The organism is Candidatus Phytoplasma oryzae (assembly GCF_003263355.1).
Lineage (GTDB): Bacteria > Bacillota_I > Bacilli_A > Acholeplasmatales > Acholeplasmataceae > Phytoplasma > Phytoplasma oryzae_B.
The window spans coordinates 1-19,027 of the sequence record NZ_JHUK01000006.1 but is presented as its reverse complement, the minus strand read 5'-3'; the positions used below and the strand labels follow the sequence as shown (position 1 = coordinate 19,027).

Sequence of the window (19,027 nt, the reverse complement as noted above, 5' to 3'; positions counted from 1 at the left end):
TTTAAGATAATATATTTTTTTCTAAACTCAATATAGTTTTTTTTGAGAGCTTTGTTTAAACATTTTTCAAGATTATTTAAAGACCATTTGAAATTTTTGTTTAATTCTTTTATTAAAATATTTTGTTTTTTGTGATTTTCTAAATGTATTAATAAAGTAATTAACATAAAATATTTTTTTTGATTATTATTTTTAATAGTTTTCGCTATAAAACCGTTTTTCGGTTCTAAACAAAGAACAATTAAAAAATGAATTAAGTTAAAAAAAGCAATTAAACTAGAAATTGGTAAATCAAATAAAATACCTAAAAAATATCCTATACTTGTATTAACAAAAGAAATCCATAAAGATAAAAGGAAACATTTAAACAAATTTTTGCTTAATAAAAAAGCAGTAGCTGAAGGTCCAATTATACTAGAAATAACCATAACAGAACCAACAAGATCAAAGGAAACAACTGTTGTTAAAGAAACCAAAAACATTAGTAAATAGTTTATTATTGTAGTAGAAAATCCTAAAATCGAAAATAAAGATGGATCAAAAATAAAAAATTTTAATTCTTTATAAAAAATACAAATAAAAAATAAATTGATAAGTAAAATAGGTAATATTTTAAAAATTTGTTTTTTATGAGCTAATTCTATATTTCCTAAAAATACTGCATCTGCATCAATATGTATATTTCTAATAGATATACTTATTATAATAATAGCTAAAGAAAAGAAAAAAGTAAAAACAATTCCAATCGAAGAATCTTCTGATATTCTTTTATTTTGACTAAATAAATTTATAATATAAGAAGTTAAAATACCCATGAAAGTAGCTCCTAAAATTAATAAAGGAGAATCTAAATTTCGCACTATAAGAAAAGATAAGACAATTCCTAAAAGGATACTATGACTCATAGCATCAACAATCATAGTTACTTTTTTTAAAACTAAAAAAATACCTAAACTAGATAAAGCTAAAGAAGTTAAAATTAATATTATGAAAATATCAAATTCAAAATTAATAATAATTTTTTTTATTATTTCTTCCATTTTATGATTTAGATGTTACCATTTAATTTTATAATTTTATTTATAAAAAAATTAAAAATCAAATTTAATCATTAACAAATATAAATATATTTTTTTATATTGATAACAAATAATTTTATACTAAATACCCTTTCTATTTTATAAATAAAATTTTTTTATTGTTCAAAAATATCATAACATAAAAAATATTTTTTTGAATTTTATCTTTCACAACAAAAAATATTTTTTCTAAAATGAAATTTTTATTTTGGTTAATAATTTTTTTTATTATTTTATATTTAATAACTTTATTATTGAGCTTATTTATTCAGTAAGTATAGTATTACACACTGAAAAATTTTGTATTAGACTATTCAGGATATAAATTAAGCTAAAATTAATTTAAAAATATTAACTTTTATGTATCCAAAAAATATTTTAAATAAATTATATTTTGTATATTTTGATTTATCCAGTTTAATAATATTTTTTTGCTAATTATTTGTCAGATGTTAATTTTTTTATTTTTCCCGCATTATCAGATTATTATAATAAATTACTTTTTTTAGTGAACTACTCAGACTGAATAATGTAACCCAGTTTTGAGCCCCGCCTATCACATCTTTCAATCTTTTAAGAAAAGAAAAAGTACAATATAAAAAAACTAAAACATAGATTTATAAAAAAAATGAATGATTATAATAATAAAAATAACGAATATAAGCGAAAACAAGACGAACTAAAAGAAAAAACTGAAAAATGGTCTGGGATAGGATCAACTATTTGTCAAAAAGTAGATATAGATCTAAGTTATATAGCTAAGAAAACTAAAAAGACACGGAATACATTAAAAGTTGGTTTTCTTAACCTTTTACCTTAAAACAAGAATAGTGAAAAAAATGTTTAGAATGCACAAAAGGAGTAAAAATTTTTAATAAATGCAACCCAAAAAAAGTAATTTTAAAAAAATATTTAAATGGATAATACTTATTTTACTCCTTTTCATAGTTGTGATTATCATTATTATTAATTTGTTCTCTATGAAAACTGAGTTTGTTCAAATCCCAATTCCTGAACCAAAAGTATTTATTACGAAACAATGGCAAGATCCTAAAGGTCAATCAATGATAACTAGAAAATATATTTTTTATGGTTTAAATGGCTTAGGATATTATCAAAAAGAGTTGGAAAAAGAACAAAAAAAAGAAACAAAAGACCAAAATAGTTACTAGATTATCTTGTTAAAACATCGTCTTTAAATTCAAAAAGAACTAACAGATATCTTACCTTTTATGAAACAACCTTTTAAAGAATGGTGTACAGATGTTTATCAAAATGTTTTTTGGTCTAGTACTTTTTCAAAAGCAGCTTAAATTACTATTTTAGATCGATATATCGGATTCATGAGATGTAAAAAAGCAACCGGAAATGTGGTTTGATTATGAAGGTCCCCAATATCTTTTAGATGAAGATAAGGATTATTATATTAGTGATGCACGTTTACCTTATGATTCAGATAACCAAACAGTAACCGGTTCTACTAAAATATATCGCCTTTACTTTAATCCCAAACGAAATACCTTGAGTGTTTATACAGACAAGTTTAATACTAAATAAATCAAAGGAATTTCATGCAAAATAAAAAAAAATTTTAGATTTAGCCTTTTTTCTTTTAAATTAAGTTTAAATATTTTAATTTTAAGTATTTTTAAAGGATATTGTAAACCTTTCTTTTTCTTTTACTTATTTACTAGACAAGTGGTTTTATTAATTAATTTTACTTTTTAATTATTCTTTTATTTGATTCGGGATAATCAATATGATTTTTTATTTGTGCTTTAGATAGTTTTATGATGATTATTTTTTATCTAAATATAAAAAAATATAGATAAATTTAAAATATTCAAGAAAATAGATAGGTATAAATAAGAAAAGAAAAAGATAAGTATAAGCACGATATTTGTTGTTTATATATTTTCATTTTTTGTAAATTAAAAATATTTTAAATAATAATAATTTTTTATAAACTATTATTTTTTAACTTATGTATTTATTTCTTTTAATTGAAAATTTAAATCTTCTTTGATTATATTTTCCCAATTATTTATTTCTTGGTTAAGCGCGAATCTTAATGAATGAAAAAAACAATATCCATCTCCAGGAGTATCATTTTCTTCTTGAATATAAAAATGATAATTGTCCTCATTATATGATTTATTACATAATTTGATATTAACAATATTTTGAATATCATCACTATTTAAAGGATAAATAGAAGATAACATATGAACATCATTTATTATTAAATATATTTTTCTATTTAATTTTTTAGATAAAAAATCTATGGTACCTTGCATTAACGAAGTACTTGCTGTGTTTAAAGTTCCGTTTAAAACATTTTTTTCAAATGTGTCTGAATCTCCTTTTATGATATTTTGATATTTTTTTTTACAATTATGATCTAATAAACCTTCTTTAAACTGTTTTAAACCTAAATATGCTAAATTTTGCACAAATATTAAATTTTTTGTTTTACTTTTGTTATCTAAAATTAAATTATTAGAATATTTACTATAAATATCTTTTTTTACGTAATTTTTTTTTTCTTTATTCTTCAAAATTATATAAAGGATAATAGCAAATAATATACAAGTTAAAAGACTAAAAGATATAATTTTTTTGATTTTAATTTTTTTGTTAATTTTACACATTTTTAAAATTTCTTCCTTTGGCTAAATTATAATTGATTCAAATAATATTTTTTTTAATTAAAATTCGATCATTTTTTTATTTTAATTAATTATTTTGATTTTAATTTAAAATAAAAAGTATTTTGATTTTGTTTGAATATTTTTAAAAAATAAATTTAAATCAATTTAAAAAATATTTTAATTTTTTTTAATAAAATAACTTATTTAAGATTAATAAAAAGAATAACTAAATGAAATTATTATTTTTTTCTTCCTATAAAAATTAAACAAAATATTTTTTTCTTGAATAATTTTATCATAAAATAAATTTTGTTTAACTAAGTAATAATATTAAAAAATAATTTTGATTATTTTAACTATTTCATTTTCTTTTGAATTACAGTAATAGTAAAAAATAATATTTATTTTATTGATAATTTCTCTTTTTTTAATATTAATATATAGAATATTTATTGAAAAGGAGAATATTAAGTTTGAGTAAAATAATTTTATTTATAAGAATAATGTTAATATTATTAAGTTTTATAAGTTTAATTATAAATTGTTTCATTTCAATGTATTATATCTTTGTTAAAGGTTATAAGAAACATAAATTTAAAGATAAAATTATAAATTTTGATAATAAAACAGTTTATTTTCACCCATGTTCTTTTATATTCTTTATTAGTGTTTATGGTAGTAATTTATGATTTTTTTTGTTAAACTTAGTTTTTATTTTTTTATATTAATTAATTTAATTTTTATTATTTTTTTATATAATAAAGAAGTTTTTTAAAACATATTAAAAAGCTTCTTTATTAAAAAAAGTAAAAATAAATAAAAAATTTTTATTTTTTTTAATAAATTAATTTTAACAAAATATTTTTTATTTGCTTTATTATTAATTATTCATTATTAATTATATCTTCTACAGTTATTATACCTTTTTTAGTCATAATTATTTTGTTTTCTATATTTAAAAGATATTTTTGATCAAATAAAAATTGATCTTTTTTTTGAATATTAATATATTGATTTTGATAATAAAAATGAATTAATGTTTGAAATTTCACAATTTTTTTTTGATATTTTTTTCTTTTTAAATAATTTTTAATAATACCGTGTTTAGGAGATATCATAATAGAAAAGATAAGAAAAACAAACATAATTACTATCATAATAGGGCCTGTAGGCATATTTTTTATTTTATTACTAACAAAAGATCCTATAAAACCTGTTATTAAAGAAATTATAATAGATATAAAAATATTAATATTTAAATGATCACTAAATTGTCTACCGATAACACCTGGAATAATTAAAAAAGCACTTGTTAAAATAATACCAATTAATTTTAAACTACTTACAACAATACCAATTAAAAGAACATTAAGAATAAAACTAATAATGTTAGTATTAAAACCTGCACTTTTTGCAAATGATTCATCAAAAATAAAAATTTTAAATTCCTTCCATAAAAGAAAAACAGAAACTAAAATTATTAATGTAATAATACCAATATAAACCACATTATAAAAAGAAATTAAAGCTATTTGTCCTAAAATAAATTTTTCTAAAACAGCAATTTTATTATCCATAATATTATTTTGAATGTAACAGATTAAGATATTACCTAAACCAAAAAAAGAAGAAAGAATCAATGATAAAATGGTATCAGATTTAATTTTAGAATATTTTTTTATAATATCCATCAAAAATAAAGAAACAAAAGCACCTATGAAAGCACCTAACCATAAAACCCATTCACTTGTTCTTTGTACCCAAATATAAATTAAAGCTATACCAGGCAAAACAGTATGTGATATAGCATCACCAACTAAAGATTGTTTCTTTAAAATGATAAAAACTCCTAAAAGACTTGCGCTACATCCTAAAAAGTAAATTCCTATCAATACTTTTAAAAAAGTATAATTAAATAAATTCATTATTTTTTTCAAATATTCTCTTTCTTATTATTTATTTTTAGTTAATATTTGATTAGAATAAGTTTTTTTTATATTTTTTTCATTGAATACATGATGAATAGGACCACTTGCTATTTTTTGAATATTTAATAAAACTATATAATTGAAATATTTTTTGACAGTAGATAAATCATGATGCACTACAATGATAGTTTTATTTTGTTTTTGTAAATTTTTAAGTACAGAAATAATTTTTTTTTCTGTTTGGACGTCTACTCCTTGAAAAGGTTCATCCATTAAGTAAATTTCTCCTTGTTGTGCTAAAGATCTAGCTAAAAAGATTCTTTGTTGTTGACCACCAGAAAGTTCTGAAATTTGCCTTTTTATAAAAGGCAACATATCTACTTTTTTTAAAGCTTGTAAAGCTATTTTTTTATCTTCTTGTTTTGGTCTTTTAAACCAACCTAAATGGCCATATCTTCCCATTAAAACAACATCAAAAACTGTTATAGGAAAATCCCAATCTACCGAATTTCTTTGAGGAACGTAAGATATTTTTTTTCTAATTTGCTTATATTTTTGATTATAAAAAGATATATCACCTGAAATTTTAGGTACTAATTCGACCATAGTTTTAATTAAAGTTGATTTACCTGCGCCATTAGGACCAACAATAGCTGTTAAAGAACTTTGAAAAAAATCAATGTCAATATCCCATAAAACTGGTTTTATATTATAAGTCACTGTTAAATCTTTAATTTGAATAGCAATTTTATTATTCATTTTTCTTTTCTTTACAATTTTATATATATAAATTATGATAATTCTTTTTCTATAATGTGAATATTATGTAAAAACATTCCAATATAACTTGAAAGTTTATATTTTTTTTGATAAGGATCATGATGGAAAGATTCAAAAGTACCATTATCTATTCCTAAAGAATCAGAAAATAATTCTTCTTGGCTTATTTTAATATAATGACCTTTATTTGAAACTGCTTCTTGCAAACTATTTAATGATTTATGTGATAAAGATGATTCAGAAAAAATTGCTTTTACTTTTTTTTCAGCTATTTCTTTAGCAAGAATATCGATATCCGAAATACTAGCTTCTGTTTGTGTTGAAATACCCTGTATAGAACGTAATTCAAATTGAACATTATTTTTATAAGCTAAATAACTAAAAGCATCATGAGCAGTCACTAACATCAAAACATTGCATTTTTTATTCAGTTCTTGAATTTTTATTTGTAGATATTTATTTAATTGTTCTAACTCATCATTATATACTATAAAATTATTTTCAATTTTAATTTTATCTTTTTCTGGAACTATTTGAATTAAACTATTTCTTATTTTTTTTAAAACTTTTTGCCATAAATTTATACTAAACCAAATATGAGGATCTTCTTGTAATGATTCTTCATCTGTCCTAATGTCTTGTTTATCTATTTCAGATGTGGCTGAAATAAATTTTTGATGATTACTTTCGGAAGATAATAACTTTAAAGAATCATTCATTTTAGCTTCTAAATGCAAACCATTAACAATAACTAAATCAGCATTTTTTATTTTTTTACGATCAGATAATTTAGTTTTATAATTATGAGGATCTACTCCATATCCCATTAAAGAGACAGTTTGTATTTTTTCTATTTTTTGATATTTTGATTCATTAAAATCAACATCACCAATTAAGTGTTTAACTAAATCGTTTAATATATTTGTAGTAGCAACAATTTGTTTGTCATTATTTTTATTTTTTTCAATATCTGAGTCATAATAAGCACGAAATAAAATATAAAATATGAAAATATTCATTATCATTATTAAAAAAAACCAAATGTATTTTAATGAGTAAAAAAATTTTTTTAATAACCAATTCATAAAATTTAAGTCATTCCGATATTATTTTAACATTTTTTACAAAAATTATTCTATTTTAAATTATTTATAAAATTAATAAAAATCATTTTACTATTATTTTTATTAATTTTTTGAAAAAAATGATAATTAAACTAAAAAATTAATATTAATCTTGATTATTTTTTTCTTTATCAAAAGAAAAAATATAAGTTAATGATTTAACTAAATTTATAATTTTATTAGCTTTAATTTCACTATTACAATCTTTTTGAGAAGAAAAATATTGTTCTAATTGAATTAAATCTAAATTGCTACTAAAAAAAGTAGGTAATTTATTTTCATAACGATAATATAATAGAGGTAAGAAAATATCATCTCTAAAAAAATCATTCATATTTTCTAATCCTAAATCATCTAAAATTAAAAAAGGTATTTTTTTTAAACAATTTAATTTATTCTCTATAGAATCATTATACCAAGTTTTGAATTGTCTCACTAAATCTGGCATAAAAAGAAATATAAGAGCTATTTTTTTTTTAATTAAGTTTTTTGCCAATATTTTAAGAAGAAAAGTTTTTCCTGTGTTAAAGGGACCGTGCAAATAAAATCCTTTTTGAACTTTATTAAAATTGAGTGTATAAGATTTTATTTTATTTATAACTTCTTTTTGATATAAATTTTTTATCATTAATTTCTTTAATTTAATATCATCTAACTTTATTTGATGATTAAATAAAAAATTAGTTTTTTGTAAATCGTTTTCAAAATGAATTTTTTGAACTTTAGATGTTTCTTGAAAAACTACATGTACATAAGGTTTTGTTTTTAAAACCATACGATAACCAGAAGAAGTTAATTGATCTTTGTTTTTTAAATAATTATATACAGTAATAAGGTCTTTATCTTCAATTTTTAAATTTTTAGTTTCATTATTTTTTAAAATAACTGATCTTATTTTTTCTAAAAATTGTTTATTAGGAAACATTTTATAACCTCTTTATGATTTTGTTTTGGAATTTAAATTAGATTCTTTTTTCATATCTTCTAGCCATTTAGGTCTTATTTTATTATTATTATTTTTATTTGATTTAAATTTTTTTGGATTTTTTTCTATTAAAAAATTATAAGCTAATTCAGTTGAAACAATACCTTGATTTAACCATGAATTTAAAATGGTTTGAAAATAATTATAAGAAAGAAAAGTAGTATCTTCCTGAGATTTAATTTTACAAACATACATAATTAAAGAATTAATAATTCCTTTTTCAATATCATTATTTTGTTCTATTAACTTAAATACAATATCTTGTAAATTTAAAGCAAAATATTTATTTTTAGAAAAATTTCTAATAATTCTATAAGGATCTGTTTTTTGTAAATAAATAATCATTTTATTTTCTTCATCTTGAGAATTATTATGACTAACTATTTTTATTTGATAATCTTTTTGAAAATATTTTCTTTTTAAAACAATTCTCAATTGATTTAAATCTATTTCGTTTTCATAATTTTGACGAAAAGTTTTTTGATATAATGAACTCATTTTTTCTGGAGTTAAACCATAAACAAAACTTAATTTTGTTAAATAATTGATATTATGATGTTCAAATAAAAAAGGTTTTTGAAAACGTTCGGGTAAATTAGCTATAAAAACATCAAAATCAAAATTATCATAAAATTTATTATTATTTGAATTATGTTTTTTATTTTGATAAATTTGAATCTCTTTTTTTATGTTTATTTTTTTAAAATTAAAAATATTTTCAAATTTTTTACTAATATTTTGATATTTTTTTGAATCTATTTGATTTTCATACAAAAATGTTCTTTCTAAAAAAAAATAAATATCTTCGCCAACAGTATCTAATAAAAATTGACTTAAAATAGGATCTTGCAAAAAGGAAAAAGCAGTTAAAGGAGATTTAACTAAAAAAATTTTTTTTTGAATTTCTTGTTTATTTTGTAAAGTTTCCAATAAATTAAGAGCTTCTAATTTATTTTTATTTTGCTCAAATAAATTAATATCTATGTTCAAAAAATCTAATAAAAATTTTAAACTATATTCATAATTTAAATTATTTTTGTATTGATTTAGCCAATAAAAAGTTTGATAAATCATAAAAGAATAATTTCCTATTATAGGTAAATATAATAAAGTTAAAACTCTATAATCTTCTAATGTAATAATATTGGGGATTTTAATTTTAATTTTATTTGACAAATCCATTTTAAAACCTTTCTGCCTTTATAATTTTTGACATTGCAAACAAAAATAAGAACTTCTACCATCTATTTTTTTTTTCTGAATTAAATTATAACAAAAACAACATTGAGTTTTATCTTTTCTATATACCAAAAGTTTTTCTTGGAAAGAACCTTTTTTGCCGGCTGCTTCGAAAGTACTGATAGAAGAACCTCCTAATTTAATTGATTCTTTAAAAATTTTTTTGGCTTTTTGGATTATTAATTTAGTTTGATCAAAACTAAGTGAAGAAGACCTAGTTTCAGGATGAATTTTAGATAAAAAAAGAATTTCATTAGCATAAATATTACCAATTCCTGAAATAATTCTTTGATTTAATAAAATTTTCTTAATAGCAATATTGCTTTTTTTTAAATGATTAAAAAAAAATTCAGTAGTTATACTAAAAGGATCTGGAGCTATTTTATTTAGAGAACTTTGTATTAAATAATTTTTTTTATTATAAACTATAAATCTTCCAAATTTACGGAAATCATAATATCTTAGAACCAAATTATTATTTAAAAATATTCTAAAATGTTCATGTTTATCATCTTTCATAATTTTTTGATTAACACCATTATGAATGCGAAATTTTCCTTCCATTCTTAAATGTCCTATTAAAACTATTTCACCACTTAAAAAAAATAAAAGAAATTTTCCTTTTCTTTTAATATCTAAAAAAAATTGAAAACAAATTTTTCTAAATAAATTAACATTTTTGATAATAGGTTCATAAAATACGTTTACATCTATTATTTTTTTATTTATTAAATATTTTCTTAAATATCTAATTGTTACTTCCACTTCAGGTAATTCTGGCATATTTTTTTTTCCTTATATTTTTTTAAAAAAATAAATACGTTTATTAAAAAAAAGTTAGAAAAAAACAATTTTGATAAAATAATATCAAGAAGAATTTATATTTTTATTTCTTTCTTTTTCGCTAAGTTGCTGAAATTGATCTATTAATAAAATATTTTGTTTATTTTTATTAATTATTTTGCCTTTTATTATTTTAATAATTTGTTCAGGTTGTAAAAAAAATTCAGGATTTTCTTCATCTATATGATTAAAAATAACAATTATTTCTTTAAAATTATATTTTTTTTTGTTAAATATAAAAAATAAATTATTTAAAAACCACTCTCTTTTAACTATACCATTCTCTTTTTTCAAATATCTAACATGAATTTTAACATTTATTTCTGTTATCGAATTAATATTATTAATTAAATTATTTTGAATATCATTTTTAAAATTAATCACTATATTTTTTTCCTCACTCTATTATTATACTAAATTATTTATTTACTTTTATATTTGAAATTAATTTTAAAATAACGATAAATAATGATAAAAAATATAAATTTTTATATTATAAAAACTTATTTAATTTTATTATAATTAATTTATATTTAAAAAAATACTATAAAAATTGTATTATTAAGAATAAAAAAATATTTAAACATTTTTGATTTTCTGAAACAAATATAAAAAAATATCAAATTATTTTAAAAAAATAAAATAAAAAAATTAAATAGACAAAATAATAGGAATAATAATAGGTTTTCTTAATGTTAAATTTAAAATTTTAAAGCTAATGAAATCTATTAAATATTTTTTTAAACAGTTTTTATTTATTTTTTCATTTTTTAATAAATAATTTTGTATTTTTTGTTTAATTTCTAAAGATATTTCTTTAATGAGTGTTTTATTAGTTTTCATATAAATAAAACCTCTAGAAACAATCATAGGAAAATTTAGAATTTTCTTTTTTTTAAAATCTATGGAAATTATAACAGATAATAATCCTTCTTCGCTTAAAATTCTTCTTTCTTTTAAAACCAAATTACCTAAATCTTCTGAGCCAGAATCATCAATATAAATATTAGAACTAGAAGTTTTACAAATAATTTCTGCATTACTGTGATTCATACCGATAATATCACCATTATCTAAAATAAAAATATTTTGAGGTTTTATTCCACAATCCATAGCTAATTTTTTATGAGCTAATAACATAATATGTTCGCCATGAACAGGAATAAAAAATTTAGGTTTAATTAAATTCAGTATTAATTTTAAATCACTTTGACTAGCATGACCTGAAGTGTGCGTTTCTACTAAAAAACCATTAATAATCACATTTATATTCATTTTAAATAATAAATCTAAAATTTTATTGACACTATCCTGATTTCCTGGTATCGGAGAAGAAGAAAAAATAACTGTATCTTTTTGATTAAGTTTTATTTGTCTATGAATTCCGTTAGCCATTCTGCTTAAAGCTGCTAAAGGTTCACCTTGTGAACCTGTACAAAGCAATGTAATATCAGAATATTTATCAATATTATTGCCGCTGACAATTACGCCTTTGGGTATTTTTAAATAACCATTTTTTATTCCTATTTCTATTGCTTTTTCCATGCTTCTTCCAAAAACAGTAACTTTTCTTTTAGTTAAAACACTAGCTTCAATAATTTGTTTGATTCGATAAAAATTAGAAGCAAAAGTAACGATAATAATTCTTCCTTTAATTTTATAGAAAAGTTGATTAATAGTAATACCAATTGTATTTTCAGATTGAATCATTCCTTTATATTGAGCATTTGTTGAATCTGACAATAAACAAAGAACACCTTCTTTAGATAAATCTGAAATTTTATCATATTCAGCTAAAGGTCCTGCTGGTGTTTGATCTATTTTAAAATCTCCGGTATAAAAAAGAATATTAGTTTGATCTTTACATTTATTTTTAAAAACAATTCCATAAGAATCAGGAATAGAATGATTCATTCTTATAAAAGATATTTCTGTATTACCAAAATTTAATTTAGAATCATTAGAATATCTAATCATAATATCGATATATTTGTTCAGTTTATGTTCGATTAATTTAGATTCTATCAAATCATACGCAATACCTGTTACAAATATATTAGGAATATTAACTCTTTTTAATAAAAAAGGGATTCCTCCAATATGATCTTCATGACCATGAGTAATAAAAATTCCTATAATGCGATTTTCATTTTTTATTAAGTATTCATAATTAGGAATAACATAGTTAACACCTAAAAAATAATCACCAGAAAAAGAAATACCGGAATCAACTATAAAAATTTTTTGATCAATTTCAAAAACATACATGTTTTTGCCTACTTCGCCTATTCCGCCTAAAGCATAAAAAAATATGTTATATTTTTTTGCCAAATCTTGTTTTTCAAGAATATTATAATTCATCTATTTTTCTTAATCCTTTCTTTATCGAAAACCCTAAAATAAATCAAAATAAAAAAATTATTAACCAATAATAAATAAATTTTTTAATAAATTGAAATTAAAACAGGAATAATAACAGGTCTTTTTTTAGTTTCTTTGAAAATAAATTTAGCTAAATTTTCTCTTAAATTATTTTTAAAATCAATCCATTTAACTTGTTTTTCATTATGAAAAAAATCATTATTAATATTTATAGAAAAAGTTTCTTTTAGTTTATCTAATATATTTTCGATTCTGTTTTTATCTAAAAAACCTTTACTTATTAATTCAATATTACTAATAATTTTTCTATTTCTTAAACTAATACTACAAACTATAATAATAACTCCATCATTGGCTAAAAGTTCTCTATCTTTTAAAATATAATTATTACCATCTAAAACAGGTGTTCCATCTATGAGAATTTCTCCTAAATTTTTGAAAAATTTTTTTTTAATATAAGTTTTGTTGGGTCCATCACAACACCATTGATCACCATTTTCAAACATAAAAATATCTTTTTCTTCATAATTAAAATTTTTAGAAATTTTTTTAATTTGATATTGATGTCTATATTCACCAATTACAGGTAATAAAAATTTAGGTTTTAATAAATGTAACATTAATTTAAAATTTTCTTCATAATTATAAGAAGCCGTTAATAAATCTTCTACTAAAATATCTACAATAAAACCATTTCTAGCTAAAATATCTAATGTTTTATTTTTAATTTTATCTATTCCTGATACTTCTATAGATAATAATAAAATTTTATCTTTAGGATTTAATTTCATTAAACGATCTGTTTTTTTACACATTCTTTGTAAACGATAAAAAGGTTCAAACCTTTTTCCTACAACAATTACAACTAAATTTTTATATTTTAAAAAATCATTTGAATTTTTTAAATCTACTAAAAAACCTTCTGGTATTTTTAAATAACCTTTTTTTAAAGCTAAATCAATAATTTTTTCACTTTTTCTACCTAAAATAACTAATTTTAAATTAAATTCTACAGCTAAATCAATAGCTAATTGTATTTTTAATAAATCAGGTATTAAAAAAGAAATAATAATATTATTTTTAATACTAGCGAAATAGCTACTAAAATAATATTCTAAAAGTTCTTCTTTTTTTTGTTTTAGAATACTAAAAGCTCCTTGAGAAGAAAGTATAAAAGCTAAAACTTTTTTTTCTCCTAATTTAGCTAAGCTATAAAAATTAGTTTGAAAATTATTATTTTTGGATTGTAAAAAATGCATTTCACTAATATAAACAATAAAACCTTGATAAGTTTCGAATGCTATTCCCATAGTTTCAGGCAAAAAATGAGCTATGTTAAAAAAAAATACAGTAGTATCTTCAAATTCCACTTTAGAATTTTCATTAATAATATGAAATGATATATTTTGAATATTAATATCATTTTGTTTGAAACTAGTTTTTAAAAAATCTGTAACAAAATCTGAAGCATAAATAGGAACATTAATATATTTGATTAAGTAAGTTAAAGATCCTGAATGCGTTTCGAAAGCAGAAGTAACAAAAATAGCTTTAATTTGATCTTTAATAGAATCTAATTTTGTATATTCAGGAATAATAGAATCTATTCCATGAGTTAAAATATCAGGATATTTTAAACCACCATCTAAAATAAAATAAGAAGATTTAATCTTTAATAAATATAAATTTTTACCATTTTCTCCTATACCACCTAAAGCTGAGAAACTAATTTCTTGTTGCATTTATAATTAACCTCTATAAGTTATTCTTTTTTCAAAAAATACTAAAATTATTTTGTATATTTTATAATTAAATATATTATATTTATTTAAATTTTTTTGTATAAAAAATATAAAATATTAATAAAATTTATTTGATAAAGATAAATAAAAAAAGAAAGTTGTTTTATTATATGAAATATCCTTTTAAAAAACCTTTAATTAATGTAAATCAAAAAAATAATCAATTAATAAATTTACATTTTCAAAAAAAAAAAAATTATAATAAAAAAAATTTAGGACTTAATTTAGAAAAAGATATTAATTTAACAAATATTTTTTATAAAGAAAAAAACATAGCTTTAATCTATAAAAATGAAATTCCTATTAAAATAACAAAAGTCGAATATTCTAAAAGACAAAAAGCAAAGATAATTCAAGCTTATTTTAATTCACATTCACTTCCTGATTATCATGGTTTATATAAAGGAAGATTTTTATCTTTTGATGTAAAAGAAACCAGTCATAAAACCAATTTCCCTTTAAAAAATATTCCTTTGCATCAAATATCAAATTTACAGAAAATTCATCAGTTAAACGGTATATCTTTTTTTATTATTAATTTTAAAACTAAAAACAAATATTTTTATCTTCCTATTAATTTTTTAAATTTTTATTTAAAAAATTCTAATTTTAAAAGTATTAATTATAAAATTTTTGAAACAAAAATGTTTCAAATACCTTTTGGTTATTATCCAAGAATTGATTATTTAAAAATAGTAGATAAATTTATTAAATAAAAAAATAAGGAAAATTATTTAATTAAAAAATCTTTATTTTCTTGATAAATATATTTTAAAAAGTAGTACAATATAAAACCAATAATAATATTAGTTAAAGAGATAGAAATTAAATAATAAATTAAAAATAAAATAATAGGATTATAATAATTTTGTTTTATATGGAAAAAATTATAAAAATTATTTATAAAATTATAAAAATTTGATGATAAGTTATTATAAAAAAATAAATAAAATAAGAAATAAGAAATAATTTGAATTATCGAAATAATAATGAAAATGAGAATAAAATTTTTTTTTTGAATAAAATATTTTTTTTCTAAATTTAGAGATAAACCTGAAATAGAACACGCTAAATAAGGTAAAATAAAAATAAACATTAAAATACCTATTAAAAATTTATAATTATTTTTAGCATCAAAAAATAATCCATGTTTTTGGGCACTAATAGAAAATTCTATTATTACATGAATTAAAATATATAGTAAATTTGAAAAAAAACTAAATTTAAAACCAAATAAAAAACCTATTAAAATAAGAGGTAATAATTCTAATTTAATAAAGGAATAACAACAATCAACATTCAAAATAAATTTATTAAAAATAAATTCTATAATAAAAGATGTTGATAAAAGAAGTGAAATAAATACTATTTTTTTTAATAAAAAATTTTTCATTCTTTTTTCAAAACCTTTCTTTTATTAAAATATTAAAAATTTATTTTTTAAATATTACCATAAATTCTACATTATTTCTATATTACTTTTATTTCATTTAATAACATAAAAGGATTAATAAAGAACGCCTTCTTCTAATAAACTAAAAAAATCTTTATTTTCAGCATTCAAAATATAATCATTAATATTGATATTTTCTGCAATTTTTTTTATATTTTCTTTATTATAAAAAATATTTTTAAATTTATCCAAAAAAAAAGACAAACTTTGATCTGAATTGTGAAAAAAATCACCTGTTAAAATTATTTTTTCTATTTTCCCTTGTTTTAAATATAACAAAATTTCTATATTACCCCATTCAAAACGTTTTTTTAAAATTTTTGAATATGGAGGGTGTCCATGATATAACCATTCTAAAGATGAATATTTTTCAGACATTTTCTCTATTTTTTTTATTTCATCTGTATTTAAAATATAAGTTTGATCAGTTAAACTATTTTCTAAATAAATCATTAATTCTTTTTGGTTCATATTTTTTAAATATTTTTTTAAATTAGTCACTCTGGCTGAAACACTTTTAATACCTTTAGAAATTAATTTTTCATCATTAACTGTAATACAACGAACCATTGTTTCGATATCACAATCATACAGTAAAGTACCATGAATAATTAGTCCATTTTTATTTTCCATAAAAGAACTACCGGAAACTTTTTTGTTATCTAATAAAATATCATTTCTGCCACTAAAATATAAATTAATACCTAATTTTTGAAAAGAATTAATAATTTTAGATAAATATTGTTTAAAAGAAAAACCTACATTTTTTTTAGTAATTATACTGAAAAGAGGTGTTTTAGTATCATTAAAAACACAACCTCCCCCTGTAGGACGTCTAAAAATACTAATTTTATTTTTTTTTATAAATTCAAGATTAATTTCATTTTCGATAACTTGGTTTTTGCCAATTACAATTCCTTTTATTATCCATAAAAAGAAAAAAACTTCATTTTTTTTTAATAAATTATTTAAAATATATTCTTCTAAAGCAAAATAAAAATAAGGTTTTAGATCTTCTTTTCTAAGATATTTAACTAAAATCATAAGATTTTTTTGTAATTTTCTTTCTTTTTTATTTATTTTAATATGATTTAATTTTTTAAAAATAAATTAATAGAAAATAATAAAATCAATTTATTATCACTTACCTGTAAATATAATAACATGAAAAACATAAAATCTAAATAATAAAGGTTATTTTATATGAAAATAGAATAAAAAAATAAAAGATATTTTCTTAATAAAAATGTTTAATCTAATTAATAATTTAATTTAATTTCATTTTTTTTGTAAATAATCTTCTTTATTTTGGATATTATTATAAATCGAAAGAAAACATTTTATGATAAAAATTAATCTTTATGGAATGGAATTATTATAATTATTTTTTTTATATCAAAATAATCAATTAGGGTATTTTTCATTAATGATTTTAAATATTAAAAAAAGATATTTTTTAAGTAAAAATATTTTTAAATCCTCTTTTGTATATGTAATTTTTTTGTTTTTATTTTTATTAAAGTTCAATATTGTTCTGGCGATAAAGCATAATAATAAAAAATGTTTATTATCTAGATATAAAACGATAGAAAATATAAAATTATTAGGTTTAATATTAATAAATAAAGATACATTTAGTCTTTTTTAAAAAGAATATAAAAAATTTTATAAAGTTCAAAATGATTATTATAAAGATTTTTCTTTATCTGAAAATTAGTTAGATTTATTTAAATATAAATAATAAAAAATAAATAATATTGATGAAATGAAAATAAAATTATCTTTTTTTGAAAAAAAACTAAAAATCATGACGATATTAAAAAATTTTGTGGTACTAAAATATTCACATCACAAGAATATGTTTTTTTATATTTTGATTATTTAGAATATGAATTAAAAAAATAGTAAATATTTTTTTTATTTTTTTAAAAAAACAATAATAGTTTAATTTTTTTTGATTTTATTTTTTTTTATTTTTAAATAAGTTGCTACATAAAAATATAAATATGATAAAATTATAATCACAGAATCTGCATAAAATCTTAGTTTGCTTATTATTTTTTGCGAACAAGGTATATAGTTAATAATTTGAATATAAGTCCGAATAATATAACTAAAAAAGACAAAATTAAAAATACTATTTAAAAAAATTAAAATTTTATAATATAAAAAATTTTTTTTTCTTTTTAATTTTATTAATATTTTTGTATGATTTAAAATTAAAAAATGTAAAATTGAAATTAAAGAAAAGAAAGTATAACGATTAAAATGAAAAATATTTTTACCAACGACATTTTGATAATAAATTTCTTTATCAAAATGATATATTTCTTTATTATTATCTCCTTGAGTGTTTACATAACCTTTTTGCGTATTTTTAAAAACTACTCTGTGAATAATGGGTTCTTTAGGATTATCAAAAGGATTATGCGGAGCTTTAAAAACAATAATATCTCCATCTTTAATATTTTCACTTTGAGAAACTTTTAATTTTTTAAATTCTTTTTGAGAAATCTTTTTTATTATACAAACATCTGAAGTTTTAATATAAGGTTCCATACTTCCACTGCCGACAGGAGCAATTTTACAATTAAAAGGGAAAAAATCGAAAAGGTAATTTTTTTCTTGTATATTGTAAATACTAGAAAATATTATAAAAGAAGCTAAAAAATAAACTAAAATTATAAATATTTGAAAAAAATAATATTTGATTGATTTCATAAGTTTGATTTAACTTTCTATAATTTTTTTTATAAAATTT

Annotated in this window: 18 protein-coding genes; 4 read left to right on the top strand and 14 right to left on the bottom strand. The window is 18.8% G+C overall.

Annotated elements, in window-relative coordinates; genetic code table 11:
- The coding region (locus tag DH96_RS01990; protein ID WP_111961381.1) for a metal ABC transporter permease at nucleotides 1-1,040 on the bottom strand (1,040 nt) is incomplete at its 3' end.
- Between the two features lie 667 nt (nucleotides 1,041-1,707).
- On the opposite strand from DH96_RS01990, the gene DH96_RS01985 reads away from it, so the two are divergent.
- From DH96_RS01985 to DH96_RS01980, 3 genes are all read left to right on the top strand, one after another.
- Nucleotides 1,708-1,899: a hypothetical protein gene (locus DH96_RS01985; protein ID WP_066540795.1), complete on the top strand. Its 192-nt coding sequence runs from the start codon at nucleotides 1,708-1,710 to the stop codon at nucleotides 1,897-1,899.
- Nucleotides 1,900-1,957: 58 nt separating this feature from the next.
- Complete coding sequence (locus DH96_RS02190) at nucleotides 1,958-2,251, top strand: hypothetical protein (protein WP_181451614.1); 294 nt, start codon at nucleotides 1,958-1,960, stop codon at nucleotides 2,249-2,251.
- A 196-nt stretch (nucleotides 2,252-2,447) separates the two neighbouring features.
- Nucleotides 2,448-2,636, top strand: a complete 189-nt coding sequence (locus DH96_RS01980; RefSeq protein ID WP_111961380.1) for a hypothetical protein — start codon at nucleotides 2,448-2,450, stop codon at nucleotides 2,634-2,636.
- 425 nt (nucleotides 2,637-3,061) lie between these two features.
- Here DH96_RS01980 and DH96_RS01975 read toward each other — a convergent pair whose 3' ends face one another.
- The 10 genes from DH96_RS01975 to DH96_RS01925 all read right to left on the bottom strand — a co-directional run bounded on the left by DH96_RS01975 (nucleotide 3,062) and on the right by DH96_RS01925 (nucleotide 14,753).
- Nucleotides 3,062-3,730 (bottom strand): OTU domain-containing protein, encoded by a 669-nt coding sequence (locus DH96_RS01975; RefSeq protein WP_111961379.1) that lies wholly within the window; start codon nucleotides 3,728-3,730, stop codon nucleotides 3,062-3,064.
- Between the two features lie 884 nt (nucleotides 3,731-4,614).
- A complete protein-coding gene (locus DH96_RS01965; protein ID WP_111961377.1) occupies nucleotides 4,615-5,655 on the bottom strand; it encodes a metal ABC transporter permease in 1,041 nt (346 codons plus the stop codon).
- 27 nt (nucleotides 5,656-5,682) lie between these two features.
- Nucleotides 5,683-6,417: a metal ABC transporter ATP-binding protein gene (locus DH96_RS01960; protein ID WP_111961376.1), complete on the bottom strand. Its 735-nt coding sequence runs from the start codon at nucleotides 6,415-6,417 to the stop codon at nucleotides 5,683-5,685.
- A gap of 32 nt (nucleotides 6,418-6,449) precedes the next feature.
- Nucleotides 6,450-7,457: a metal ABC transporter solute-binding protein, Zn/Mn family gene (locus tag DH96_RS01955; RefSeq protein ID WP_245927106.1), complete on the bottom strand. Its 1,008-nt coding sequence runs from the start codon at nucleotides 7,455-7,457 to the stop codon at nucleotides 6,450-6,452.
- 211 nt (nucleotides 7,458-7,668) lie between these two features.
- Nucleotides 7,669-8,487 carry an ATP-binding protein gene (locus DH96_RS01950; RefSeq protein ID WP_111961374.1) on the bottom strand — a complete coding sequence of 273 codons (819 nt, stop codon included), beginning with the start codon at nucleotides 8,485-8,487 and terminating at the stop codon, nucleotides 7,669-7,671.
- A 12-nt stretch (nucleotides 8,488-8,499) separates the two neighbouring features.
- Nucleotides 8,500-9,729: a replication initiation and membrane attachment family protein gene (locus tag DH96_RS01945; RefSeq protein ID WP_066540729.1), complete on the bottom strand. Its 1,230-nt coding sequence runs from the start codon at nucleotides 9,727-9,729 to the stop codon at nucleotides 8,500-8,502.
- 18 nt (nucleotides 9,730-9,747) lie between these two features.
- Nucleotides 9,748-10,569: a DNA-formamidopyrimidine glycosylase gene (mutM, locus tag DH96_RS01940; protein ID WP_066540726.1), complete on the bottom strand. Its 822-nt coding sequence runs from the start codon at nucleotides 10,567-10,569 to the stop codon at nucleotides 9,748-9,750.
- A gap of 84 nt (nucleotides 10,570-10,653) precedes the next feature.
- Nucleotides 10,654-11,013, bottom strand: coding sequence for a hypothetical protein (locus tag DH96_RS01935; protein ID WP_083515919.1), 360 nt, complete (start codon nucleotides 11,011-11,013; stop codon nucleotides 10,654-10,656).
- Between the two features lie 267 nt (nucleotides 11,014-11,280).
- A complete protein-coding gene (locus DH96_RS01930; RefSeq protein WP_066540724.1) occupies nucleotides 11,281-12,990 on the bottom strand; it encodes a ribonuclease J in 1,710 nt (569 codons plus the stop codon).
- 83 nt (nucleotides 12,991-13,073) lie between these two features.
- Nucleotides 13,074-14,753 (bottom strand): ribonuclease J, encoded by a 1,680-nt coding sequence (locus DH96_RS01925; RefSeq protein WP_066540722.1) that lies wholly within the window; start codon nucleotides 14,751-14,753, stop codon nucleotides 13,074-13,076.
- Between the two features lie 170 nt (nucleotides 14,754-14,923).
- Here DH96_RS01925 and recU point away from each other — a divergent pair, with 170 nt between their 5' ends.
- Nucleotides 14,924-15,529: a Holliday junction resolvase RecU gene (recU, locus tag DH96_RS01920; protein ID WP_066540720.1), complete on the top strand. Its 606-nt coding sequence runs from the start codon at nucleotides 14,924-14,926 to the stop codon at nucleotides 15,527-15,529.
- A 14-nt stretch (nucleotides 15,530-15,543) separates the two neighbouring features.
- Here recU and DH96_RS01915 read toward each other — a convergent pair whose 3' ends face one another.
- The 3 genes from DH96_RS01915 to DH96_RS01900 all read right to left on the bottom strand — a co-directional run bounded on the left by DH96_RS01915 (nucleotide 15,544) and on the right by DH96_RS01900 (nucleotide 18,987).
- Nucleotides 15,544-16,206: a hypothetical protein gene (locus DH96_RS01915; protein WP_111961373.1), complete on the bottom strand. Its 663-nt coding sequence runs from the start codon at nucleotides 16,204-16,206 to the stop codon at nucleotides 15,544-15,546.
- A gap of 114 nt (nucleotides 16,207-16,320) precedes the next feature.
- Nucleotides 16,321-17,310, bottom strand: a complete 990-nt coding sequence (locus tag DH96_RS01910) for a lipoate--protein ligase (RefSeq protein WP_111961372.1) — start codon at nucleotides 17,308-17,310, stop codon at nucleotides 16,321-16,323.
- A gap of 900 nt (nucleotides 17,311-18,210) precedes the next feature.
- The gene (locus DH96_RS01900) at nucleotides 18,211-18,987 is read right to left on the bottom strand and encodes a S26 family signal peptidase (protein ID WP_066540804.1); all 777 of its coding nucleotides are present in this window, start codon (nucleotides 18,985-18,987) and stop codon (nucleotides 18,211-18,213) included.
- Nucleotides 18,988-19,027: the final 40 nt, after the last annotated feature.